This window comes from Streptomyces sp. NPDC025618, assembly GCF_055558795.1.
In genome coordinates, this window is the sequence record NZ_JBVHLW010000015.1 from 116,721 (window position 1) to 134,343 (window position 17,623).

12 protein-coding genes are annotated in these 17,623 nt (G+C 72.8%); 10 read left to right on the top strand and 2 right to left on the bottom strand.

All coding sequences use genetic code 11. The features are described from left to right. The first annotated feature begins 372 nt into the window (after window positions 1-372). Window positions 373-4,116 carry a glycosyltransferase gene (locus ACZ4A5_RS15940; protein ID WP_467583213.1) on the top strand — a complete coding sequence of 1,248 codons (3,744 nt, stop codon included), beginning with the start codon at window positions 373-375 and terminating at the stop codon, window positions 4,114-4,116. After that, window positions 4,113-5,672, top strand: a complete 1,560-nt coding sequence (locus tag ACZ4A5_RS15945) for a DUF5719 family protein (protein WP_467583216.1) — start codon at window positions 4,113-4,115, stop codon at window positions 5,670-5,672. Before ACZ4A5_RS15940 ends, ACZ4A5_RS15945 begins: the two co-directional genes overlap by 4 nt. A 115-nt stretch (window positions 5,673-5,787) precedes the next feature. Here ACZ4A5_RS15945 and ACZ4A5_RS15950 read toward each other — a convergent pair whose 3' ends face one another. Continuing rightward, on the bottom strand, window positions 5,788-6,297 hold the full coding sequence (locus tag ACZ4A5_RS15950; protein WP_467583218.1) for a metallopeptidase family protein: 510 nt from the start codon (window positions 6,295-6,297) through the stop codon (window positions 5,788-5,790). A gap of 272 nt (window positions 6,298-6,569) precedes the next feature. Here ACZ4A5_RS15950 and ACZ4A5_RS15955 point away from each other — a divergent pair, with 272 nt between their 5' ends. The 6 genes from ACZ4A5_RS15955 to ACZ4A5_RS15980 all read left to right on the top strand — a co-directional run bounded on the left by ACZ4A5_RS15955 (window position 6,570) and on the right by ACZ4A5_RS15980 (window position 12,398). Continuing rightward, window positions 6,570-7,001 (top strand): DUF3499 domain-containing protein, encoded by a 432-nt coding sequence (locus tag ACZ4A5_RS15955; RefSeq protein ID WP_467583220.1) that lies wholly within the window; start codon window positions 6,570-6,572, stop codon window positions 6,999-7,001. Window positions 7,002-7,141: 140 nt separating this feature from the next. Continuing rightward, window positions 7,142-8,500: a phosphomannomutase/phosphoglucomutase gene (locus tag ACZ4A5_RS15960; protein ID WP_467583223.1), complete on the top strand. Its 1,359-nt coding sequence runs from the start codon at window positions 7,142-7,144 to the stop codon at window positions 8,498-8,500. 154 nt (window positions 8,501-8,654) lie between these two features. Next, a complete protein-coding gene (locus ACZ4A5_RS15965) occupies window positions 8,655-8,831 on the top strand; it encodes a Trm112 family protein (protein ID WP_116212094.1) in 177 nt (58 codons plus the stop codon). A gap of 63 nt (window positions 8,832-8,894) precedes the next feature. Then, the gene (locus ACZ4A5_RS15970) at window positions 8,895-10,052 is read left to right on the top strand and encodes an SIS domain-containing protein (RefSeq protein WP_467583226.1); all 1,158 of its coding nucleotides are present in this window, start codon (window positions 8,895-8,897) and stop codon (window positions 10,050-10,052) included. Window positions 10,053-10,137: 85 nt separating this feature from the next. Next, entirely contained in the window at window positions 10,138-11,343 is a 1,206-nt protein-coding gene (manA, locus tag ACZ4A5_RS15975) for a mannose-6-phosphate isomerase, class I (protein ID WP_467583229.1), read from the top strand. Between the two features lie 86 nt (window positions 11,344-11,429). Further along, on the top strand, window positions 11,430-12,398 hold the full coding sequence (locus ACZ4A5_RS15980; protein ID WP_467583232.1) for a cation diffusion facilitator family transporter: 969 nt from the start codon (window positions 11,430-11,432) through the stop codon (window positions 12,396-12,398). Window positions 12,399-12,432: 34 nt separating this feature from the next. Here the strand turns inward: ACZ4A5_RS15980 and ACZ4A5_RS15985 are convergent, their stop codons facing one another. Then, a complete protein-coding gene (locus tag ACZ4A5_RS15985) occupies window positions 12,433-14,397 on the bottom strand; it encodes a fructose-specific PTS transporter subunit EIIC (RefSeq protein WP_467583235.1) in 1,965 nt (654 codons plus the stop codon). 382 nt (window positions 14,398-14,779) lie between these two features. On the opposite strand from ACZ4A5_RS15985, the gene ahcY reads away from it, so the two are divergent. Both ahcY and ACZ4A5_RS15995 read left to right on the top strand, forming a co-directional pair. Continuing rightward, entirely contained in the window at window positions 14,780-16,237 is a 1,458-nt protein-coding gene (gene ahcY / locus ACZ4A5_RS15990; protein WP_467583238.1) for an adenosylhomocysteinase, read from the top strand. A gap of 105 nt (window positions 16,238-16,342) precedes the next feature. Next, window positions 16,343-16,957 (top strand): hypothetical protein, encoded by a 615-nt coding sequence (locus tag ACZ4A5_RS15995; RefSeq protein WP_467583241.1) that lies wholly within the window; start codon window positions 16,343-16,345, stop codon window positions 16,955-16,957. Window positions 16,958-17,623: the final 666 nt, after the last annotated feature.

Here is a 17,623-nt window from a genome sequence, read left to right on the forward strand (position 1 = left end):
CTTATTGAAGTCCGGCGAAGAGAAATAGCCCCGCCGCACTCCGCGCACTCCGGCCATGACGAACGGTCCGCCCGCCGCGTTCCACAGCGAGCGGCGGACCGCCGCGTACGCGGCCACCGGCCCGGACACGGCATACCGGCCCCCCGGGGCGGCACCCCCGCCACCGGCCGGCCCCCCGCGCGGACACCCGGCGCGACCGCGTCAAGAGGCCCGGGAGCCCACCCCCGCTGAACGGGACGGGGCGGGGCGCACACCACCGGAGAGGCCCTAGTGTGGTGGCCCGTCGAGCGCACCGCTCGACCGCAGCCAGCAACCGCACAGCAGTCCTCCGGGGGGCGACCCCCGGACCCCGGCCGGAGGGCCCGTACCTCGATGTCCGTGCACAGCAATACGGCGGCCCACTATCCGGCCACCTCTGCCACGTTCGATCCCGCAGTCCCCCCGGCGTTCCCGCGCCACGTCGTGACCGCCGTGCTCGTCGCCCACGACGGCGCCCGCTGGCTGCCCGACGCGCTGACCGGACTGCTCGGCCAGGAACGGCCCGTCCAGAGCGCCGTCGCCGCCGACACCAGCAGCACCGACGACTCCGCGCGACTGCTCGCCGAGGCCCTCGGCGCCGACCGCGTCCTGCACCTCGCCCGCCGCGCCGGATTCGGCGCCGCCGTCGACGAGGCCGTCCGCGCGGTCCCCGCACCGGACCCCGGCGAACTGCCCTACCTCAAGCGCTCCAGCGGCTGGGACCCCGTCAGCCGCACCTGGCAGGAGGACCCCTACGACCAGGGCGGCCGCGCCGACCACCGGCACGACGACCTCGACCCCGTCCAGTGGCTCTGGCTCCTCCACGACGACTGCGCCCCCGAACCCGGCGCCCTGCACGAACTGCTGCGCGTCGCCGACGCCGAACCCGACGCCGCCGTCATCGGCCCCAAGCTCCGCAGCTGGTACGACCGCAGACAGCTGCTCGAGGTCGGCGTCTCCATCGCCCGCAGCGGCCGCCGCTGGACCGGCCTGGAGCGCCGCGAACAGGACCAGGGCCAGCACGACCAGATCCGGCCCGTGCTCGCCGTCTCCACCGCGGGCATGCTCGTCCGCCGCGACGTCTACGAACAGCTCGGCGGCTTCGACCCCCGGCTGCCCCTCATGCGCGACGACATCGACCTGTGCTGGCGCGCCCACGCCGCCGGTCACCGCGTGCTCGTCGCCCCCGACGCCGTCATGCGGCACGCCGAGGCCGCCGCCCGCGAACGCCGCCCCGTCGACTGCGCCGGCCGCTCCGCCGTGAACCCCCACCGCGTCGACAAGGCGGGCGCCGTCTACGCCCTCCTCGCCAACACCCGCGGCCCGCTCCTGCCGTACGTCATGCTCCGCCTCGTCCTCGGCACCCTGCTGCGCACCCTCGGCTACCTCCTCGGCAAGGCCCCCGGCCAGGCGCTCGACGAACTCACCGGACTCTTCGGCACCCTGCTGCGCCCCGGACGGCTCCGCGCCGCCCGCAAGCGGCGGGGCGCGCCCGCCGTCGCCACGAGCGAACTGCGGCCGCTGTTCCCCCCGCCCGGCGCGACCGTCCGGGCCACCGTCGAACAGCTCGCGAGCAACCTGACCGGCCGCTCCGAAGCCGAACTCTCCTCCGCCGGACGCCACGGAGCCGCCGGAGCCGTCGAATCCGGACCGGGCGGCGACGACGCGGACTCCCTGGAGGTCGAACAGTTCACCCGGCTGCGGCGCATCGCCCGCAAGCCGGCCCCCGTCCTCTTCGCTCTCCTGCTGCTCGTCTCGGTGATCGCCTGCCGCGCGCTGTTCGGCGGCGGCTCGCTGTCCGGCGGCGCCCTGCTGCCCGTCCCCGACGGCGTCTCCGGCCTCTGGGCGCGCTACACCAGCGGCTGGCACCCCGTCGGCGTCGGCAACACCGGCAGCGCGCCTCCCTACCTGGCCGTACTCGCCGCCCTCGGCACCCTCTTCCTCGGCTCCACCGGCTTCACCCTCACCCTCCTGCTGGTCTGCTCCGTGCCCCTGGCCGGACTCACCGCCTACTTCGCCTCCCGCCCGCTCGTCTCCTCCCGCCTGCTGCGCGCCTGGGCGAGCGTCGCGTACGCCTTCCTGCCCGCCGCCACCGGCGCCCTTGCCACCGGCCGGCTCGGCACCGCCGTCCTCGCGATCCTGCTGCCGCTGATGGCCCGCGCGGCCGTCGCCGCCACCGCGCTGCGCGTCCCCACCGCCCGCCCCACCTGGCGCGCCTCCTGGACGTACGCGCTCCTGCTCACCGTCACCACCGCCTTCACCCCGGTCGTCTGGCCGCTCGCCGTCGTCCTGGGCCTCGGCGCGCTCGCCGTGCACGCCGTACGGGGCGGCGCCGCCCGGCTGACCCTGCACGGGCCACGCTTCCTCGCCGTGGTCCTCACCCCCCTCCTCGTGCTCGCCCCCTGGTCGCTCGGCCTGTTCACCGACCCCGGCCGCTTCTTCGCCGAGGCGGGCATCGACCAGGGGCACGGCACGACCGCTCCCTGGCACCTCCTCGCGGGTGACCCGGGCGGCCCGAAGACCTTCGGCGGCCTGCTGTTCGCCGGAGTCGTCCTGGCCGCCCTCGCCGCCCTGCTGCGCGCCGACCGGGCCCGCGCCGTCCGTACGGCCTGGACGGCGGCGCTCGCCGCCCTCCTCTGCGCCGCCCTGGCGAACGGCAGCGGCTGGGCCGGGCCCGCGACCCTGGTCTACTGCCTGGCGCTCGTCGCCGCGGCCGTCGTGGGCGCCGAGGGCGCCCGCGAGCGCGTCGCCGCGCTCAGCTTCGGCTGGCGCCAGCCCGTCGCCGCCCTGATCGCCCTGACGGCCGCCGCGGGCCCGCTCGTCGCCGCCGCCGTGTGGATGGTGGCCGGTGCCGACGGACCGCTCGAACGGCGCTCCCCGGAGCAGGTCCCGGCGTTCGTCGCGGAGGAGGCGGGCACCCGCGACCAGGCCCGCACCCTGGTGCTCGACGGCACCGCCGGGCACGTCGGCTACGCCCTGGTCCGGGGCTCCGGCGCCCGGACCGGCGACGCCGAACTGGCCGTGGCCGCCGGGCGCGACAAGAAGCTCGACGCCGTCGTCGCCGGCCTCGTGGCGGGCTCCGGAGCCGACCAGGCGGGCCTGCTCGGCGACTACGCCGTCGGCTACGTCCTCGTACGCGACAGCGCGCCGCGCTCGACGGGCCGGGTCCTGGACACCACCCCCGGCCTCACCCGGCTCAGCCGCCAGGACCGCAGCTCGCTGTGGCGGGTCGACCGTGACGTCGCCCGCGTCACGATCGTCCCCGGCGCCGGGCAGAACGCCGCGCAGCAGTCCGCCCCCGTGACGGTCGCCTCCGGCCCCGTCGAGGCGCACACCACCGTCCCGGACGGCCCCCAGGGCCGCGTCCTGCGCGTCGCCGACAAGGCCGCGCCCGGCTGGCAGGCCACTCTCGACGGCCGCGCGCTCAAGCGCACCACCGTCGACGGCTGGGCGCAGGGCTTCGAACTGCCCGCCGGAGGCGGCAAGCTCGCCCTGACCTATCAGGCCCCCCTGGCGCACACGGCATGGCTCTGGACGCAGGGGCTCCTCGCCGCCGTCCTGGTGGTGCTCGCCCTCCCGGGCCGCCGCCGCGAGGTCGACGACGACCTGCCGGAGACCGGCGCCCCGGTGGCAGCGGCACCCGCGCCCGCCGCGCCCTCCGTCCCCGCGCAGCCGGCCGCCGGAGAGGGCCGCAGGGCCCGCCGCCTGCGCGCCGCCGCGGAGGCCGGGGCGACGCCCCCTCCCGCCGCACCGGAGCCCCCCGCGGCCGAGCCGGCCGCCGACCCGTACGCACAGCAGACCGCCGATCCCTACGCCGCCGATCCCTACGCCGCGGTCCCGCAACAGCAGCAGTACGGCCAGTGGGACGACGCGCAGAGCTACGGGACGTACGACCAGCAGCCCTATCAGGAAGGCGCCTACGACGGCTCGTACCAGCAGCAGGGCGGTGACTACGCGCAGCAGGCGCACTATCCCGCCGATCCGTACGCGGCGGGGGCGTACGACCCGTACAGCTACGGACAGCAGCACTACGACACGACGTACGGCGACGGTGGCCACCAGCAGCACCGGCACCGCGACGGGAGCGAGCAGCAGTGAAGCGCACCACCCTGTCCCTGTTCGGCGCGGTGGCGGCGCTCGCCGCGGTCACCGGTGTCGCCGTGCTCGAAGCGCCGTCGGGCACCGCCGGCACGGCCGCTAAGGCGCCCGCCCGGCTGCCCGTGGAGCGCTCGATGCGGCTCTGCCCGGCGCCCACGTCCTCGGACGTCGGGGAGACGACGTACACCTCCTTCACGCCGGCCGGAGCGACCGCCCGCGCGGGCGCGCGCAAGGCCACCGCGGACCTGCTGGCGGCGAGCGGCACGGCGGCGGGCCCGGCCAAGAAGGACGATGCCAAGTCCGACGCCAAGTCCGACGCCAAGGGCAAGAAGAAGGACGACCAGGGCGCGGTGGCGGCCGGTGCGACGGTGCTGTCCCTGAAGGAGGCCGGCAAGCCCGTCACCGCCACCACGGACCGCTCCGACGCCCCCGCCCTCATCGGCACCGCCGACGGCACGCTCGCCCCCGGCTGGACCGTGCAGCAGAGCACCGTGGTGAGCGCGGGCAGCGGGCGCGGACTGCACGGGCTCACCTGCACGGCACCCGACACGTCCTTCTGGTTCCCGGGCGCGAGCACCGTCAAGGGCCGTCAGGACTACGTCCACCTGACCAACCCGGACAGCACCCCCGCCGTCGTCGACCTGGAGATGTACGGCAAGGACGGCCGGATCCAGGCCGCCGCGGGCGAGGGCATCAACGTCCCGCCGCGCTCCACCGTGCCGGTGCTTCTGTCGACCCTCACGGACACCCCCACGGAGAATGCGACGCTCCATGTGGCCGCCCGCTCCGGACGGGTGGGGGCCGCGCTCCAGGCGTCCGACGAGAAGCTCGGCGGCGACTGGCTGCCGCCCTCCGGCGAGGCGTCACCCGGCGCCGTGCTGCCGGGCATCCCGGCCGACGCCACGTCCGTCCGCCTCTACGTCTTCGCGCCCGGCTCCGACGACGCCGACCTGAAGCTGCGTTTCGCCGGGGCGAACAGCGCGATCACCCCGGCCGGTCACGAGAGCGTGCACGTCAAGAGCGGCATGACGACGGCCGTCGACCTCGGCGACATCACCCGCGGCGAGGCGGGCTCGCTGCTGCTCGACGCGGACGGCGGCGGCACGCCGGTGGTCGCCGCGCTGCGGGTCACCCGCGGCAAGGACGACAAGCAGGAGACGGCCTTCATCGCGGCCACCCCGCCGGTCGACAAGCGCGGCACGGTCGCCGACAACCGCGTGAAGAGCAGCACCCTCGCCCTGGTCGCGCCCGGCAAGGAGGCGGCCCAGGTGAAGGTCACCTCCTCGGCGGGCAGCGACGGCGGTGGCACCGTCAGCAAGACGTACACCGTCAAGCCGGGCACCACGCTGTCCGTGGAGCCGCCGGAGCCCTCCGGCGCGAAGGGGAGCTACGCGGTGACCGTGGAGAAGGTCTCGGGCGGCCCGGTGCACGCCTCGCGGATGCTCGCGCTGCCCAAGGACGGCGTGCCGATGTTCACGATCCAGCCCGTCCCGGACGACCGCTCCACGGTGGCCGTCCCGGAGGCCGGGCAGGACCTGTCGATGCTGAACCGGTGAGCCGGCCAACCGTCACCTCCGGTCTCCGGCCGTCAGCCTCCGACAGTCAGTGCGTCACCGGCGTTCAAACCTCCGGCGCGGGACGGGATGTTGGCGTCGTCCGCCGGTGGGGCGGTCAGTCCTGGCCGTAGCGCGGATCCACCGACTCCGGTGCCAGCCCGAGGAGTTCGGCGACCTGCTCCACCACGACCTCGTGCACGAGCAGCGCGCGCTCGTCCCGGCCCTTGGTGCGGATCTCCACCGGCCGCCGGTAGATCACGATCCGGTCCGGGGTGTCGCCGTGCGCCGCGACGTACCGGCCGAGCGGCACCGTCTCGCCGTCGAACTCGAAGGCGTCGAGCTCCTCGGCTTCGCTCATCGTGCCGCGCCCGTCACGGGTGGTCACCGGAACCTCGCGCACGACGAAGTCGACCGCGGACAGCTGTGGCCAGAGCCGCTCCAGCCGTTCCGCGGAGTCGTGCACCAGGTCGACGAACGCCTCGCCCCGGCTGACCGACAGCGGCACTTGGGGCGGGGCGATCGGTCCGCGCATGCCGCGTCCGTGACGGTCGCGGTGCCGCGGGCGCGGCCCGGCGGGGCTGGGGGCGCCTCCGGAGGTGACCGGAGGAGGTACGGGGCTGTCCATCACTCCCGAGGGTAGCCGCCGCCCGGCTGTGTGCACGTAGTGATCGCATATCAGCCGAATGTCGCTGAATGAATGTTTCGGTCACTTCTGCGATCAATTACGGCCATGTGCAGGACGGCACCGTGCTCGTTGAAGGACACTGTGTGGACAGCTTGATGACAGATTTCACCGCCCGCGTGCCGCGCCCTCAGGGCCTCCGCACAGCTCAACCAGGCGGTACGGAGGCGGCGTCCACCAGGCGATCGGAGCCGACACGGAGGAGTGAGCCGGGGGTGAGTCGTCGCGGACCGCTCAAGAGTGCGGTACCGTCCAACCTCGTGAGCCCTGTACGTCGCTGTTCGCGCACTGCGTGCGGCCGCCCGGCCGTCGCGACGCTGACGTACGTCTACGCCGATTCGACCGCCGTTCTCGGACCGCTCGCCACCTACGCCGAGCCCCACTGCTACGACCTGTGCGCCGAGCACTCCGAGCGCCTGACCGCGCCCCGCGGCTGGGACGTCGTCCGGCTCGCCCTCGACACCGGCCCCGCCCGCCCCAGCGGCGACGACCTCGAAGCGCTGGCCAACGCCGTGCGCGAAGCGGCCCGCCCGCAGGAGCGCCTGACGGCACCGGAGGGCGCTCCGGCGCCCGGCGGCCGTGAGGCCGACCCCATGGAGGTCGCCCGCCGAGGCCACCTCAGGGTCCTGCGCTCGCCCGACTCCTGACGCCCCGCCGCCCCTCTCCGGCCGCGGTCCCGGCTGTCAACACCCGTCCACACCCGGCCTTCCCCTCCTCCGGTGCCCGGATTGTCATTGCCTCCAGGTAGGTTTGTGTTCTCCGTACAGGACTCCAGGAGGGGTTGGCTGTGGCTGATCTGTCGCAGATCGTGAAGGCGTACGACGTCCGCGGTGTCGTCCCCGACCAGTGGGACGAGCCGCTGGCCGAGCTGTTCGGCGCCGCCTTCGCCCGTGTCACCGGCGCGGACGCGATCGTGACCGGGCACGACATGCGCCCCTCCTCGCCCGGTCTCTCCCGGGCCTTCGCGCGCGGCGCCGCGGCGCTCGGCGTCGACGTCACCGAGATCGGGCTCTGCTCGACCGACGAGCTGTACTTCGCCAGCGGCGCCCTCGGCCTGCCCGGCGCGATGTTCACCGCCTCGCACAACCCCGCGCAGTACAACGGCATCAAGATGTGCCGGTCCGGCGCGGCCCCCGTCGGCCAGGACACCGGCCTCTCCGACATCCGCGCGCTCGTGGAGCGGTGGGCGGAGACCGGCGCGCCCGAGCCCGCCGCCACCCCCGGCACGATCACCGCGCGGGACGTCCTCGGCGACTACGCGCGGCACCTGCGCGGCCTCGTCGACCTGTCGGGCATCCGCCCGCTGAAGGTCGTGGTGGACGCGGGCAACGGCATGGGCGGCCACACCGTCCCGACAGTCTTCGACGGCCTGCCGATCGAACTCGACGCGATGTACTTCGAGTTGGACGGCACCTTCCCCAACCACGAGGCCAACCCCCTCGACCCGAAGAACCTCGTCGACCTCCAGGCACGCGTGCGCGAGGTCGGCGCCGACCTCGGGCTGGCCTTCGACGGCGACGCCGACCGCTGCTTCGTGATCGACGAGAACGGCGACCCCGTCTCGCCCTCCGCCATCACCGCCCTGGTCGCCGCCCGCGAGCTCGCCAAGCACCCCGGCGGCACGGTCATCCACAACCTCATCACCTCCTGGTCGGTGCCCGAGGTCGTCGCGGAGAACGGCGGCAAGGCCGTACGCACCCGCGTGGGGCACTCCTTCATCAAGGAGGAGATGGCCCGCACCGGCGCGATCTTCGGCGGCGAGCACTCCGCGCACTACTACTTCCGCGACTTCTGGAACGCCGACACCGGCATGCTCGCCGCGATGCACGTGCTCGCGGCGCTCGGCGGCCAGGACGAACCGCTGTCCCGGCTCGTCGCGCAGTACGACCGCTACGCCGCCTCCGGCGAGATCAACAGCACCGTCGCCGACCAGGCCGGGCGGGCCGCGGCGGTCAAGGCGGCGTACGCGAACCGCGACGGCGTCGAGCTCGACGAGCTCGACGGCCTGACCGTGACGGCCGCCGACTGGTGGTTCAACCTCCGCGCCTCCAACACCGAGCCGCTCCTCCGCCTGAACGTCGAGGCACGCGACGCCGAAACGGTGGCCCGCCTCCGCGACGAGGTCCTCTCCCTCGTCCGCGCCTAGCGGCCGGAAGAGCGGAAAAGGACGGGCGGGCCGGCAATCGGCCCGCCACCCGCGAAGCCACGACCAGGCCCCCGGCCGCCCCGGATATCCGCCACCCCCAGCGGGAGCGACTACGCTGGCCGGGCAAGGGACGCACACGCCGAAGGGAACCCCCATGCCGCTCGAAGCCGGTCTTCTGGAGATCCTCGCCTGCCCGGAGTGCCACGCACCCCTCCACGAGGAAGAGCAGGCCGCCGAGCTGGTGTGCGAGAGCAAGAGCTGCGGCCTGGCCTACCCCGTGCGCGACGGCATCCCCGTCCTGCTCGTCGACGAGGCCCGGCGCCCCGCCTGACGCCCGCCCGGCCCGGCACACACCCGTACGGCGTACGCCACGGCGATCGGAGGCTGATCAACGGTGTTCGACGAGTCACTCCTCGATGACCCGGAAGCCCTGTCCCGAGCCGATCTCCACGGCCTCCTGCGCGGCGCCGCGGAATCCGGCGCCCGGGTCCGCACGGCCGCCCGCAACGCCGCCGAAGCGGGCATCGGCGCGCTCCACCCGGACGGCCACCCGCGCGCCCTCCTCGTCGCCGGGCCCGCCCCCGGCGCGGGCTGCGTCGCCGACCTGCTCACGGCACTCGCCGGCGGCAGCGCCCCGGTCACCCTGATCCGCCCCACCGGCGTCGCCCCCGCCCCCGGCGCCCTGAGCTGGACGCTCCCCGGCTGGACGGGCCCGCTCGACCTGCTGCTCGTCGCCACCCCCGACGGCACGGAACCCGGCCTCGCGATCCTCCTGGAACAGGCGTACCGCCGAGGCTGCTCCGTCGTCTGCGTCACCCCCGACGGCACCCCCCTGGCCGACGCCACCGAGCAGGCGCGCGGCCTGACGATCCCGCTGACCGCCGCCCCCGGTGAGGCGCGCGCCGGCGGCGCCGAGGCCACCGGCGGCACGGCCGGGCTCCCCGCCGGCCCCGGCACCCTCTGGTCCCTGCTCACCCCGCTCCTCGCCCTCGCCGACCGCATCGGCCTGCTCGCCGCCGACCAGGGCTCTATCGAATCCCTCGCCGACCGGCTCGACCAGGTCGCCGAGGTCTGCGGCCCCGCCCACGCCACCTACAGCAACCCCGCCAAGACCCTCGCGGCCGAGCTCGCGGGCACCCTCCCGCTGATCTGGTCCGAGGGCGACATCGCAGGCGCCGTCGGCCGCCACTTCGCCACCGTCCTCGCCGCGCTCTCCGGCCGCCCCGCGCTCGCCGCCCAGCTGCCCGAGGCACTGACCGCGCACGGCGCCCTGCTCGCCGGGGACTTCGCCGCCGGCGCCGACCCCGAGGACTTCTTCCGCGACCGCGTCGAGGACCCCGAGGCCCTGCACGCCCGCGTCGTCCTGCTCCGCGAGCGCGAGCCCGACATCACCTCACCCGGACCCGCCGCCCGCGAATTCGTCCTCCAGCGCGAGACCCCCCTCAGCGAGCTCGAGCCCACCGAGGGCAGCACGCCCCTGGAGACCGCCGCGGAACTGCTCGCCATCACGGATTTCGCCGCCGTCTATCTGGCGCTCGCCTCCACCCCGTAGAACGCGGGGAACGGCACGGACCCGTGACCGACGACCGGGCTCGTGAACACGACGCCAGCCGTACGAACAGTCAGGAACCCGCCCCATGGACCGCCTCGCCAACACCGTGCGCCCCTACGCCTGGGGCTCCACCACCGCGATCCCCGAGCTCCTCGGCACCACCCCCACCGGCGAACCCCAGGCCGAGCTCTGGATGGGCGCCCACCCCGGCGCCCCCTCCCGCGTCGACCGCGGCACCGGACCCCGGCCCCTGTGCGACACCATCGCCGACGCACCGGAAGCCGAACTCGGCCCCGCGACCGTACGCCGCTTCGGACCCCAGCTGCCCTTCCTGCTCAAACTCCTCGCCGCCGCCTCCCCGCTCTCCCTCCAGGTCCACCCCGACCTCGAACAGGCCAAGGCCGGATACGCCGACGAGGAAGCACGCGGCATCCCCGCCGACGCCCCCCACCGCACCTACCGCGACGCCAACCACAAACCCGAACTGCTCTGCGCCCTCACCCCTTTCGAGGGCCTCTGCGGCTTCCGCGACCCCGCCGGGACGGCCGCGCTCCTCACCGCCCTCGACGTCGACTCCCTCAAGCCGTACGCCGACCTCCTCCACGCCCAGCCCGAGGCCGACGCCCTGCGCGAGGTCCTCACCGCCGTCCTGACCGCCGAACACTCGGCCGTCGCCGACACCGTCCACGCGGCCTCCGCCGCCTGCGAACGCCTCGCCGCACAGGACGGCCCGCACCGCGCCGCGTACGCCGCCTACGCCGCCATCGCCCGCCACTACCCCGGCGACCCCGGCGTCATCGCCGCCATGCTCCTCAACCACGTCCGCCTGAACCCCGGCGAGGCCCTCTACCTCGGCGCGGGCGTCCCCCACGCCTACCTCGACGGCCTCGGCGTCGAAATCATGGCCAACTCCGACAACGTCCTGCGCTGCGGCCTCACACCGAAACACATCGACGTCCCCGAACTGCTCCGCGTCGTCCGCTTCGAGAGCACCGAACCCGCCGTCCTGCGCCCCGAGGCCGACGCCGCCGGCGAAGAGGTCTACGCGACACCCGTCGACGAATTCCGCCTCTCCCGCCACGTCTTCGCACCCGCCTCCGAAACCCACGCCGCCCTGCCCCTCGGCACCCCGCAGATCCTCCTGTGCACCCGAGGCACCGCGACCCTGCGCACCACCGACGGCACCGAGCTGCGCCTCGGCCGCGGCGAGTCCGCCTTCGTACGGGCCGACGAGCGCGCCGAACTCACCGGCGACGACGCCACCGTCTTCCGCGCCACGGTCGCCGTCTGACCCGGGCACCGCCCGACGGCTGCGACAATGACCCGCCGTAAAGGAAGAGCAAAGCAACACTCCGGCGAAAGGGACATGCCGCACCCATGAGCGCATCAGGCGGAACCAAGGCCATCGTCGCCGCGTTGGGGGCCAACATGGCCATCGCCGTGGCGAAATTCGTCGCGTTCGCGTTCAGCGGCTCGTCGTCGATGCTCGCCGAAGGAGTGCACTCGGTCGCCGACTCCGGCAACCAGGTGCTGCTCCTGCTCGGCGGCAGGAAGGCCGAGAAGAAGGCGAGCGAGGAGCACCCCTTCGGCTACGGCCGGGAGCGCTACGTCTACGGATTCCTCGTCTCCATCGTCCTGTTCACCATCGGCGGCGTCTTCGCGCTCTACGAGGGCTACGAGAAGATCAAGGAACCGCACGAGCTGGAGCACTGGTACTGGCCGGTCGCCGTGCTGGTCTTCGCCGTCGTCGCCGAGGGCTTCTCCTTCCGCACCGCGATCAAGGAATCCAACGCGCTGCGCGGCAAGCAGTCATGGCGCACCTTCATCCGCACGGCCAAGGCCCCCGAGCTCCCCGTCGTCCTGCTGGAGGACTTCGGCGCCCTCATCGGCCTCGTCCTCGCCCTGCTCGGCGTGAGTCTGACCCTCGCCACCGGCGACGGCGTGTGGGACGGCATCGGCACCCTGTGCATCGGCATCCTGCTCGTCCTGATCGCGCTCGTCCTGGCCGCCGAGACCAAGTCCCTGCTGCTCGGCGAGGCGGCCGGCCCGGAGCAGATCGCGAAGATCCGCGCGGCCGCCGTGGACGGCGCCACCGTCACCGGCGTCATCCACATGCGCACCCTCCACCTCGGCCCCGAGGAACTGCTCGTTGCGGCCAAGATCGCGGTACGGCACGACGACACCGCCGTGGAGATCGCCCGCGCCATCGACGCCGCCGAGGCCCGCATCCGCGAGGCCGTCCCGATCGCCCGCGCGATCTACCTCGAACCCGACATCTACAGCGAGGAAGCGGCAGCGGCGGGCGAGGACCCGGCGGCGACCCCCGGCGGCCCCGCCCGCCACTGACGAAAGCCCCGGAGGGCCGGGTGGGGGAGCGCCCCTACCCGACCTCCCGGAGCACCTCCACGATCTCCCCCGGCTCCTGTGCCGCGAGCAACCGCTCCCGGAACGCCGGATCCATCAACTTCCGTGACAGCATCGCCAGCAGCCGCAGATGCTCGTCACCCGCGGCGGCCGTCGGCACCGAGATCATGAAGATCAGCCGGGCCTTCGTACCATCCAGCGCCCCCCACTCGACCCCCTCCGGGGACCGGGCGAAACCCACGACCGGCGCCGAGACCGCGTCCGTCTTGGCGTGCGGAACGGCGATCTCCTCACCGAGCCCGGTCGTCCCCAGCTCCTCACGGGCGAGCGCGGCGCGCACGAGCCCCTCGACGTTCGTCACCTTGCCGGAGGCCGCGAGCAGTCCGGCCATCTCCCGGATCGCCGCCTCCTTGCCGGAGGCCGCGAGCCGCGGCCGTACGGTCCGCTCGGTGAGGTAACCGGAAAGAGCCGCGCTCTCCGTGGCCGGCGGAACCTCCGGCGGGCCGGCCGCCACCCCCGCCGCCGGAACGACCGCGGTGGCCCGCGCGCCGCCCAGCGACATCAGCGAGACCGTCGTCAACGCCGTCACCGCCATGCCGACGGCGATCGCGACGAAGAACATCGGCACCCCGCCGACCGCCCCCAGCACCGCCACGATCGGACCGCCATGCGGCACGCTGTCCTTCACCGCCGCCAGCCCCGCGATCGCCCCCGCCACCGCGCCGCCGAGCATGTTGGCGGGAATCACCCGCGCCGGCCGGGCGGCGGCGAACGGGATCGCACCCTCCGTGATGCCGAAGAAGCCCATGAACAGCGCCGCCAGACCGGTCTCCCGCTCCTGATCGGTGTACAGCCGGCGCCGCAGCAGCGTCGCGAGACCCTGCCCGAGCGGCGGTACGGGAATCGCCGCCGCGCACATCCCCATGATCTCCGGGTTCTTGGAGACCAGACCGGCGCCGAAGAGGAAGGCCGTCTTGTTGACCGGCCCGCCCATGTCGAAAGCGATCATCAGGCCGAGCAGCACACCGAGCAGCGCCGCGCTCGTCCCCGTCAGCCCGCCCAGCCAGCTCGTCAGATGCTCGAACACCCAGGAGATCGGCCGCCCGATCACGTAGATGAAGAACAGGCCCAGCGCGGACGTCGCCACCACCGGGATCACGATCACCGGCATGATCGGCCGGACGAACGCCGGGACCTCGACCTTCTTGATCCACCGGACCAGATAACCGGCCAGGAAACCCGTCGCGATCGCCCCGATGAAGCCCGCGCCCGCCTTGCTGTCGTAGAGCTCCCCGTGCCCCGCGATCCACCCCCCGACCATGCCCGGCACCAGCGCCGGCCGGTCACCGATCGCATAGGCGATATAGCCGGAGAGGATCGGGATCATCAGCGTGAAGCCGACGGTGCCGATGTCGTTGACGGACTTCCAGAAGGAGTTGTCGAAGACGATCCCCTGCGACGTCGTATGGCCGCCCAGCGCGAGCGACACCGCGATCAGCAGCCCGCCGACGACCACGAAGGGAATCATGTACGAGACGCCGTTCATCAGCGCCTTGTAGACGGCCCCGCGCTCCTTGCCACCACCCCCGGCGGCCGCCGGCGGCACGCCGCCCCCAGAGCCCTCGTACACCGGGGCGCTCCGCACCCGCTCGATCAGCCGCTCCGGATGGTGGATCCCCTCCGCCACCCCGACCGACAGCACCCGCTTCCCGGCGAAGCGGCTCAGGTCGACGTCCTTGTCGGCGGCGACGATGATGCCGTCCGCCTGCCTGACATCGTTGTCGGTCAAGACGTTCTCCGCCCCGATCGACCCCTGCGTCTCCACCTTGATCTCATGACCGAGCGCCTCGGCGGCCTGCGCCAGCTTCTCCGCCGCCATATAGGTGTGGGCGATACCCGTCGGACAGGCGGTCACCGCCAGCAGCCTGAGCCCCGGCCCCCTGACCCCCGCGCCCTCGGAGGGGTCGGCTGGACTGGTCACATGGATCTCCTCACGATCGGCACGCGCGGCAGCGCCGACGGTTCCCCCGTCCACGCGTTGATCGAATCCTGCAACACGACGCCTGCGGAGGAAAGCGATCACGACCTCCGCGGGCGGAACAGGGCCGGACGGGGCTGGGGTTCACCACCACCATCGGTGTAGATTCGTGACCAGAGCCAGACGTCGCTGCTGATGGCGGTCGGGCGGCCCGCGCGACGGACCGGCCGAGGGAGAGAGGGCCTCCGACGGACTGCGCTGCGGCCAGGGGACGGGTGTGTCCGGACAGGTGTCGGACGCCTGCCGAGCGGCAACCGTCCCTGCAGACTGACCGCGTGCACAGCCGTACCCATCCTCGCTCGCCCCTTCAGGAGGAGCAGCCCGTATGACCACCACCTCCACCGGCCAGGACTTCAAGGTCGCGGACCTGTCGCTGGCAGCTTTCGGTCGTAAGGAGATCACCCTCGCCGAGCACGAGATGCCCGGTCTGATGGCGATCCGCAAGGAGTACGCGGAGGCGCAGCCGCTGGCGGGCGCCCGTATCACCGGCTCGCTGCACATGACGGTGCAGACGGCCGTGCTCATCGAGACGCTGGTCGCCCTGGGCGCGCAGGTGCGCTGGGCGTCCTGCAACATCTTCTCCACCCAGGACCACGCCGCCGCGGCCATCGCCGTCGGCCCGCAGGGCACCCCGGAGAACCCGCAGGGCGTCCCGGTCTTCGCCTGGAAGGGCGAGACGCTGGAGGAGTACTGGTGGTGCACGGAGCAGGCGCTGACCTGGCCCGGCACCGCCACCGGCGGCCCCAACATGATCCTGGACGACGGCGGCGACGCCACCCTCCTCGTGCACAAGGGCGTCGAGTTCGAGAAGGCCGGCGCGGCCCCGGACCCGTCGACGGCCGACAGCGAGGAGTACGCCCAGATCCTCACGCTGCTCAACCGCACGCTGGGTGAGAACCCGCAGAAGTGGACCCAGCTGGCGTCCGAGATCCGCGGCGTCACCGAGGAGACCACCACCGGCGTCCACCGCCTCTACGAGATGCAGCAGGCCGGCTCGCTGCTCTTCCCGGCGATCAACGTGAACGACGCCGTCACCAAGTCGAAGTTCGACAACAAGTACGGCTGCCGCCACTCGCTGATCGACGGCATCAACCGCGCCACCGACGTCCTCATCGGCGGCAAGGTCGCGGTCGTCTGCGGCTACGGCGACGTCGGCAAGGGCTGCGCGGAGTCCCTGCGCGGCCAGGGCGCCCGGGTCATCGTCACCGAGATTGACCCGATCAACGCCCTCCAGGCGGCGATGGACGGCTTCCAGGTCACCACCCTGGACGAGGTCGTCGAGACCGCCGACATTTTCGTCACCACCACGGGCAACAAGGACATCATCATGGCCGCCGACATGGCCAAAATGAAGCACCAGGCCATCGTGGGCAACATCGGCCACTTCGACAACGAGATCGACATGGCCGGCCTCGCGAAGATCCCCGGCATCGTCAAGGACGAGGTCAAGCCGCAGGTCCACACCTGGACGTTCCCCGACGGCAAGGTCCTGATCGTCCTCTCCGAGGGCCGTCTGCTGAACCTGGGCAACGCCACCGGTCACCCGTCCTTCGTGATGTCGAACTCCTTCGCGGACCAGACCCTGGCCCAGATCGAGCTCTTCACCAAGCCGGAGTCGTACCCGACCGACGTCTACGTCCTGCCGAAGCTCCTCGACGAGAAGGTGGCCCGCCTCCACCTCGACGCGCTCGGCGTCAAGCTGACCACGCTCCGCCCGGAGCAGGCCGCCTACATCGGCGTCAAGGTCGAGGGCCCGTACAAGCCGGACCACTACCGCTACTGACACCCGCCGCGGTGGGCCGCCGCCGGGCGGCCCCCGCGGTAACCGGCGCGCAGGCCCCCGCCCTCCTCGGTGGGGGCCTGTCCCGCTTTCGTTCAAGGACCCACCATGCCCCGCGGCCGCTACTCCCTCCACGACCCGCACGACCACACCCCGCTCGGCGAGGAGCACTTCCACTGCGCCACCGGCCCCTCCGGCTGGCGCTACGTCTCCCAGCTCACGGCCCCCGCCGGCGACCACGCCGGCTCCGTCGACCTGACCCTCGACGACCTGGGCCGCCCGATCCGCCTCCAGCTGCACGCGGCGAGCTGGCAGGTGCGGGGCGCGGCCCTCGACGGCGTCACCTGGGTGCGTACGGACCCGAGCGGCGAGCACGCCACCGAGGGCAACGCGGCCGCCCACGCCTTCACCAGCGCCTCCCCGGCCTTCTACGTGGCCCTGGCCCGGCTGCTGCGGCCCGCCCCCGGCGAGGGCGCGAAACGGGTCCGCCTCGTCGGCTTCACGCCCCCCGCGCTGGCTCCCCGCACCTTCGACCAGGCGTGGGCGCTGGTCGCCAGGACGCCGCACAGCACGGACAACGGCGTGCTGATGGTGGACGAATACCAGGTCAGCGACCTCGAGACAGGCGAGCAGCACAGCGTGCACCTGGCAGGCGACGTGGTCCTTGCCGCACCGGGCATCGAGCTGGAGGAGCTGGAGAGCCCTCCGTCGTCCTTCGAGTGACGACGGGACGATGTGCGCTGGGCCGTACGGGCCTGGTACTGTCCTACTCGCTCCGCAAAACCTGTTGACACGGGTGGCGCGGGGAGGTAGATTCGAACGGTTGCCGGGAGCTGGACAGCTCCGGTCGCAACGGTTAGAATCTGAATCGCTTCGGTGCCGGATCCAATTCGCACGAAGCAAACCTCACTCTCCTTATGGGAAGCGAAAACGCCGATTAGCTCGGCCGAAACGCTTCTGATAAAGTCGGTGAAGCCGGAAAGCGAAAAGCTGGAAGGCAAACCCCGCTCCAACAGGGGGCCGGAAATGAATTCCGAACCGGGAACGGAACGGAAAACGGATCTGGTAAGGTTGGAAACACGAAATACCGAAGGGAAGCGCCCGGAGGAAAGCCCGAGAGGGTGAGTACAAAGGAAGCGTCCGTTCCTTGAGAACTCAACAGCGTGCCAAAAGTCAACGCCAGACTATAAAATACCCCGTCCCTGGTCTTCATGGCCGGGACGCGGTTCCTTTGAAAGTCCTGCCGGTCCCTTGTGGGCTGACAGGCAACAACACAGCGAGGACGCTGTGCACGGCCGGGCTTATTCCGCCTGGCTGTGCCGCTCAACGCGAGTGTCACCCGATTACGGGTAAACATTCACGGAGAGTTTGATCCTGGCTCAGGACGAA

Coding starts and splice junctions, on each gene's coding strand:
- ahcY (WP_467583238.1), top strand. CDS start 14,780: ATGACCACCACCTCCACCGGCCAGGACTTCAAGGTCGCGGACCTGTCG.
- ACZ4A5_RS15940 (WP_467583213.1), top strand. CDS start 373: ATGTCCGTGCACAGCAATACGGCGGCCCACTATCCGGCCACCTCTGCC.
- ACZ4A5_RS15980 (WP_467583232.1), top strand. CDS start 11,430: ATGAGCGCATCAGGCGGAACCAAGGCCATCGTCGCCGCGTTGGGGGCC.
- manA (WP_467583229.1), top strand. CDS start 10,138: ATGGACCGCCTCGCCAACACCGTGCGCCCCTACGCCTGGGGCTCCACC.
- ACZ4A5_RS15995 (WP_467583241.1), top strand. CDS start 16,343: ATGCCCCGCGGCCGCTACTCCCTCCACGACCCGCACGACCACACCCCG.
- ACZ4A5_RS15965 (WP_116212094.1), top strand. CDS start 8,655: ATGCCGCTCGAAGCCGGTCTTCTGGAGATCCTCGCCTGCCCGGAGTGC.
- ACZ4A5_RS15950 (WP_467583218.1), bottom strand. CDS start 6,297: ATGGACAGCCCCGTACCTCCTCCGGTCACCTCCGGAGGCGCCCCCAGC.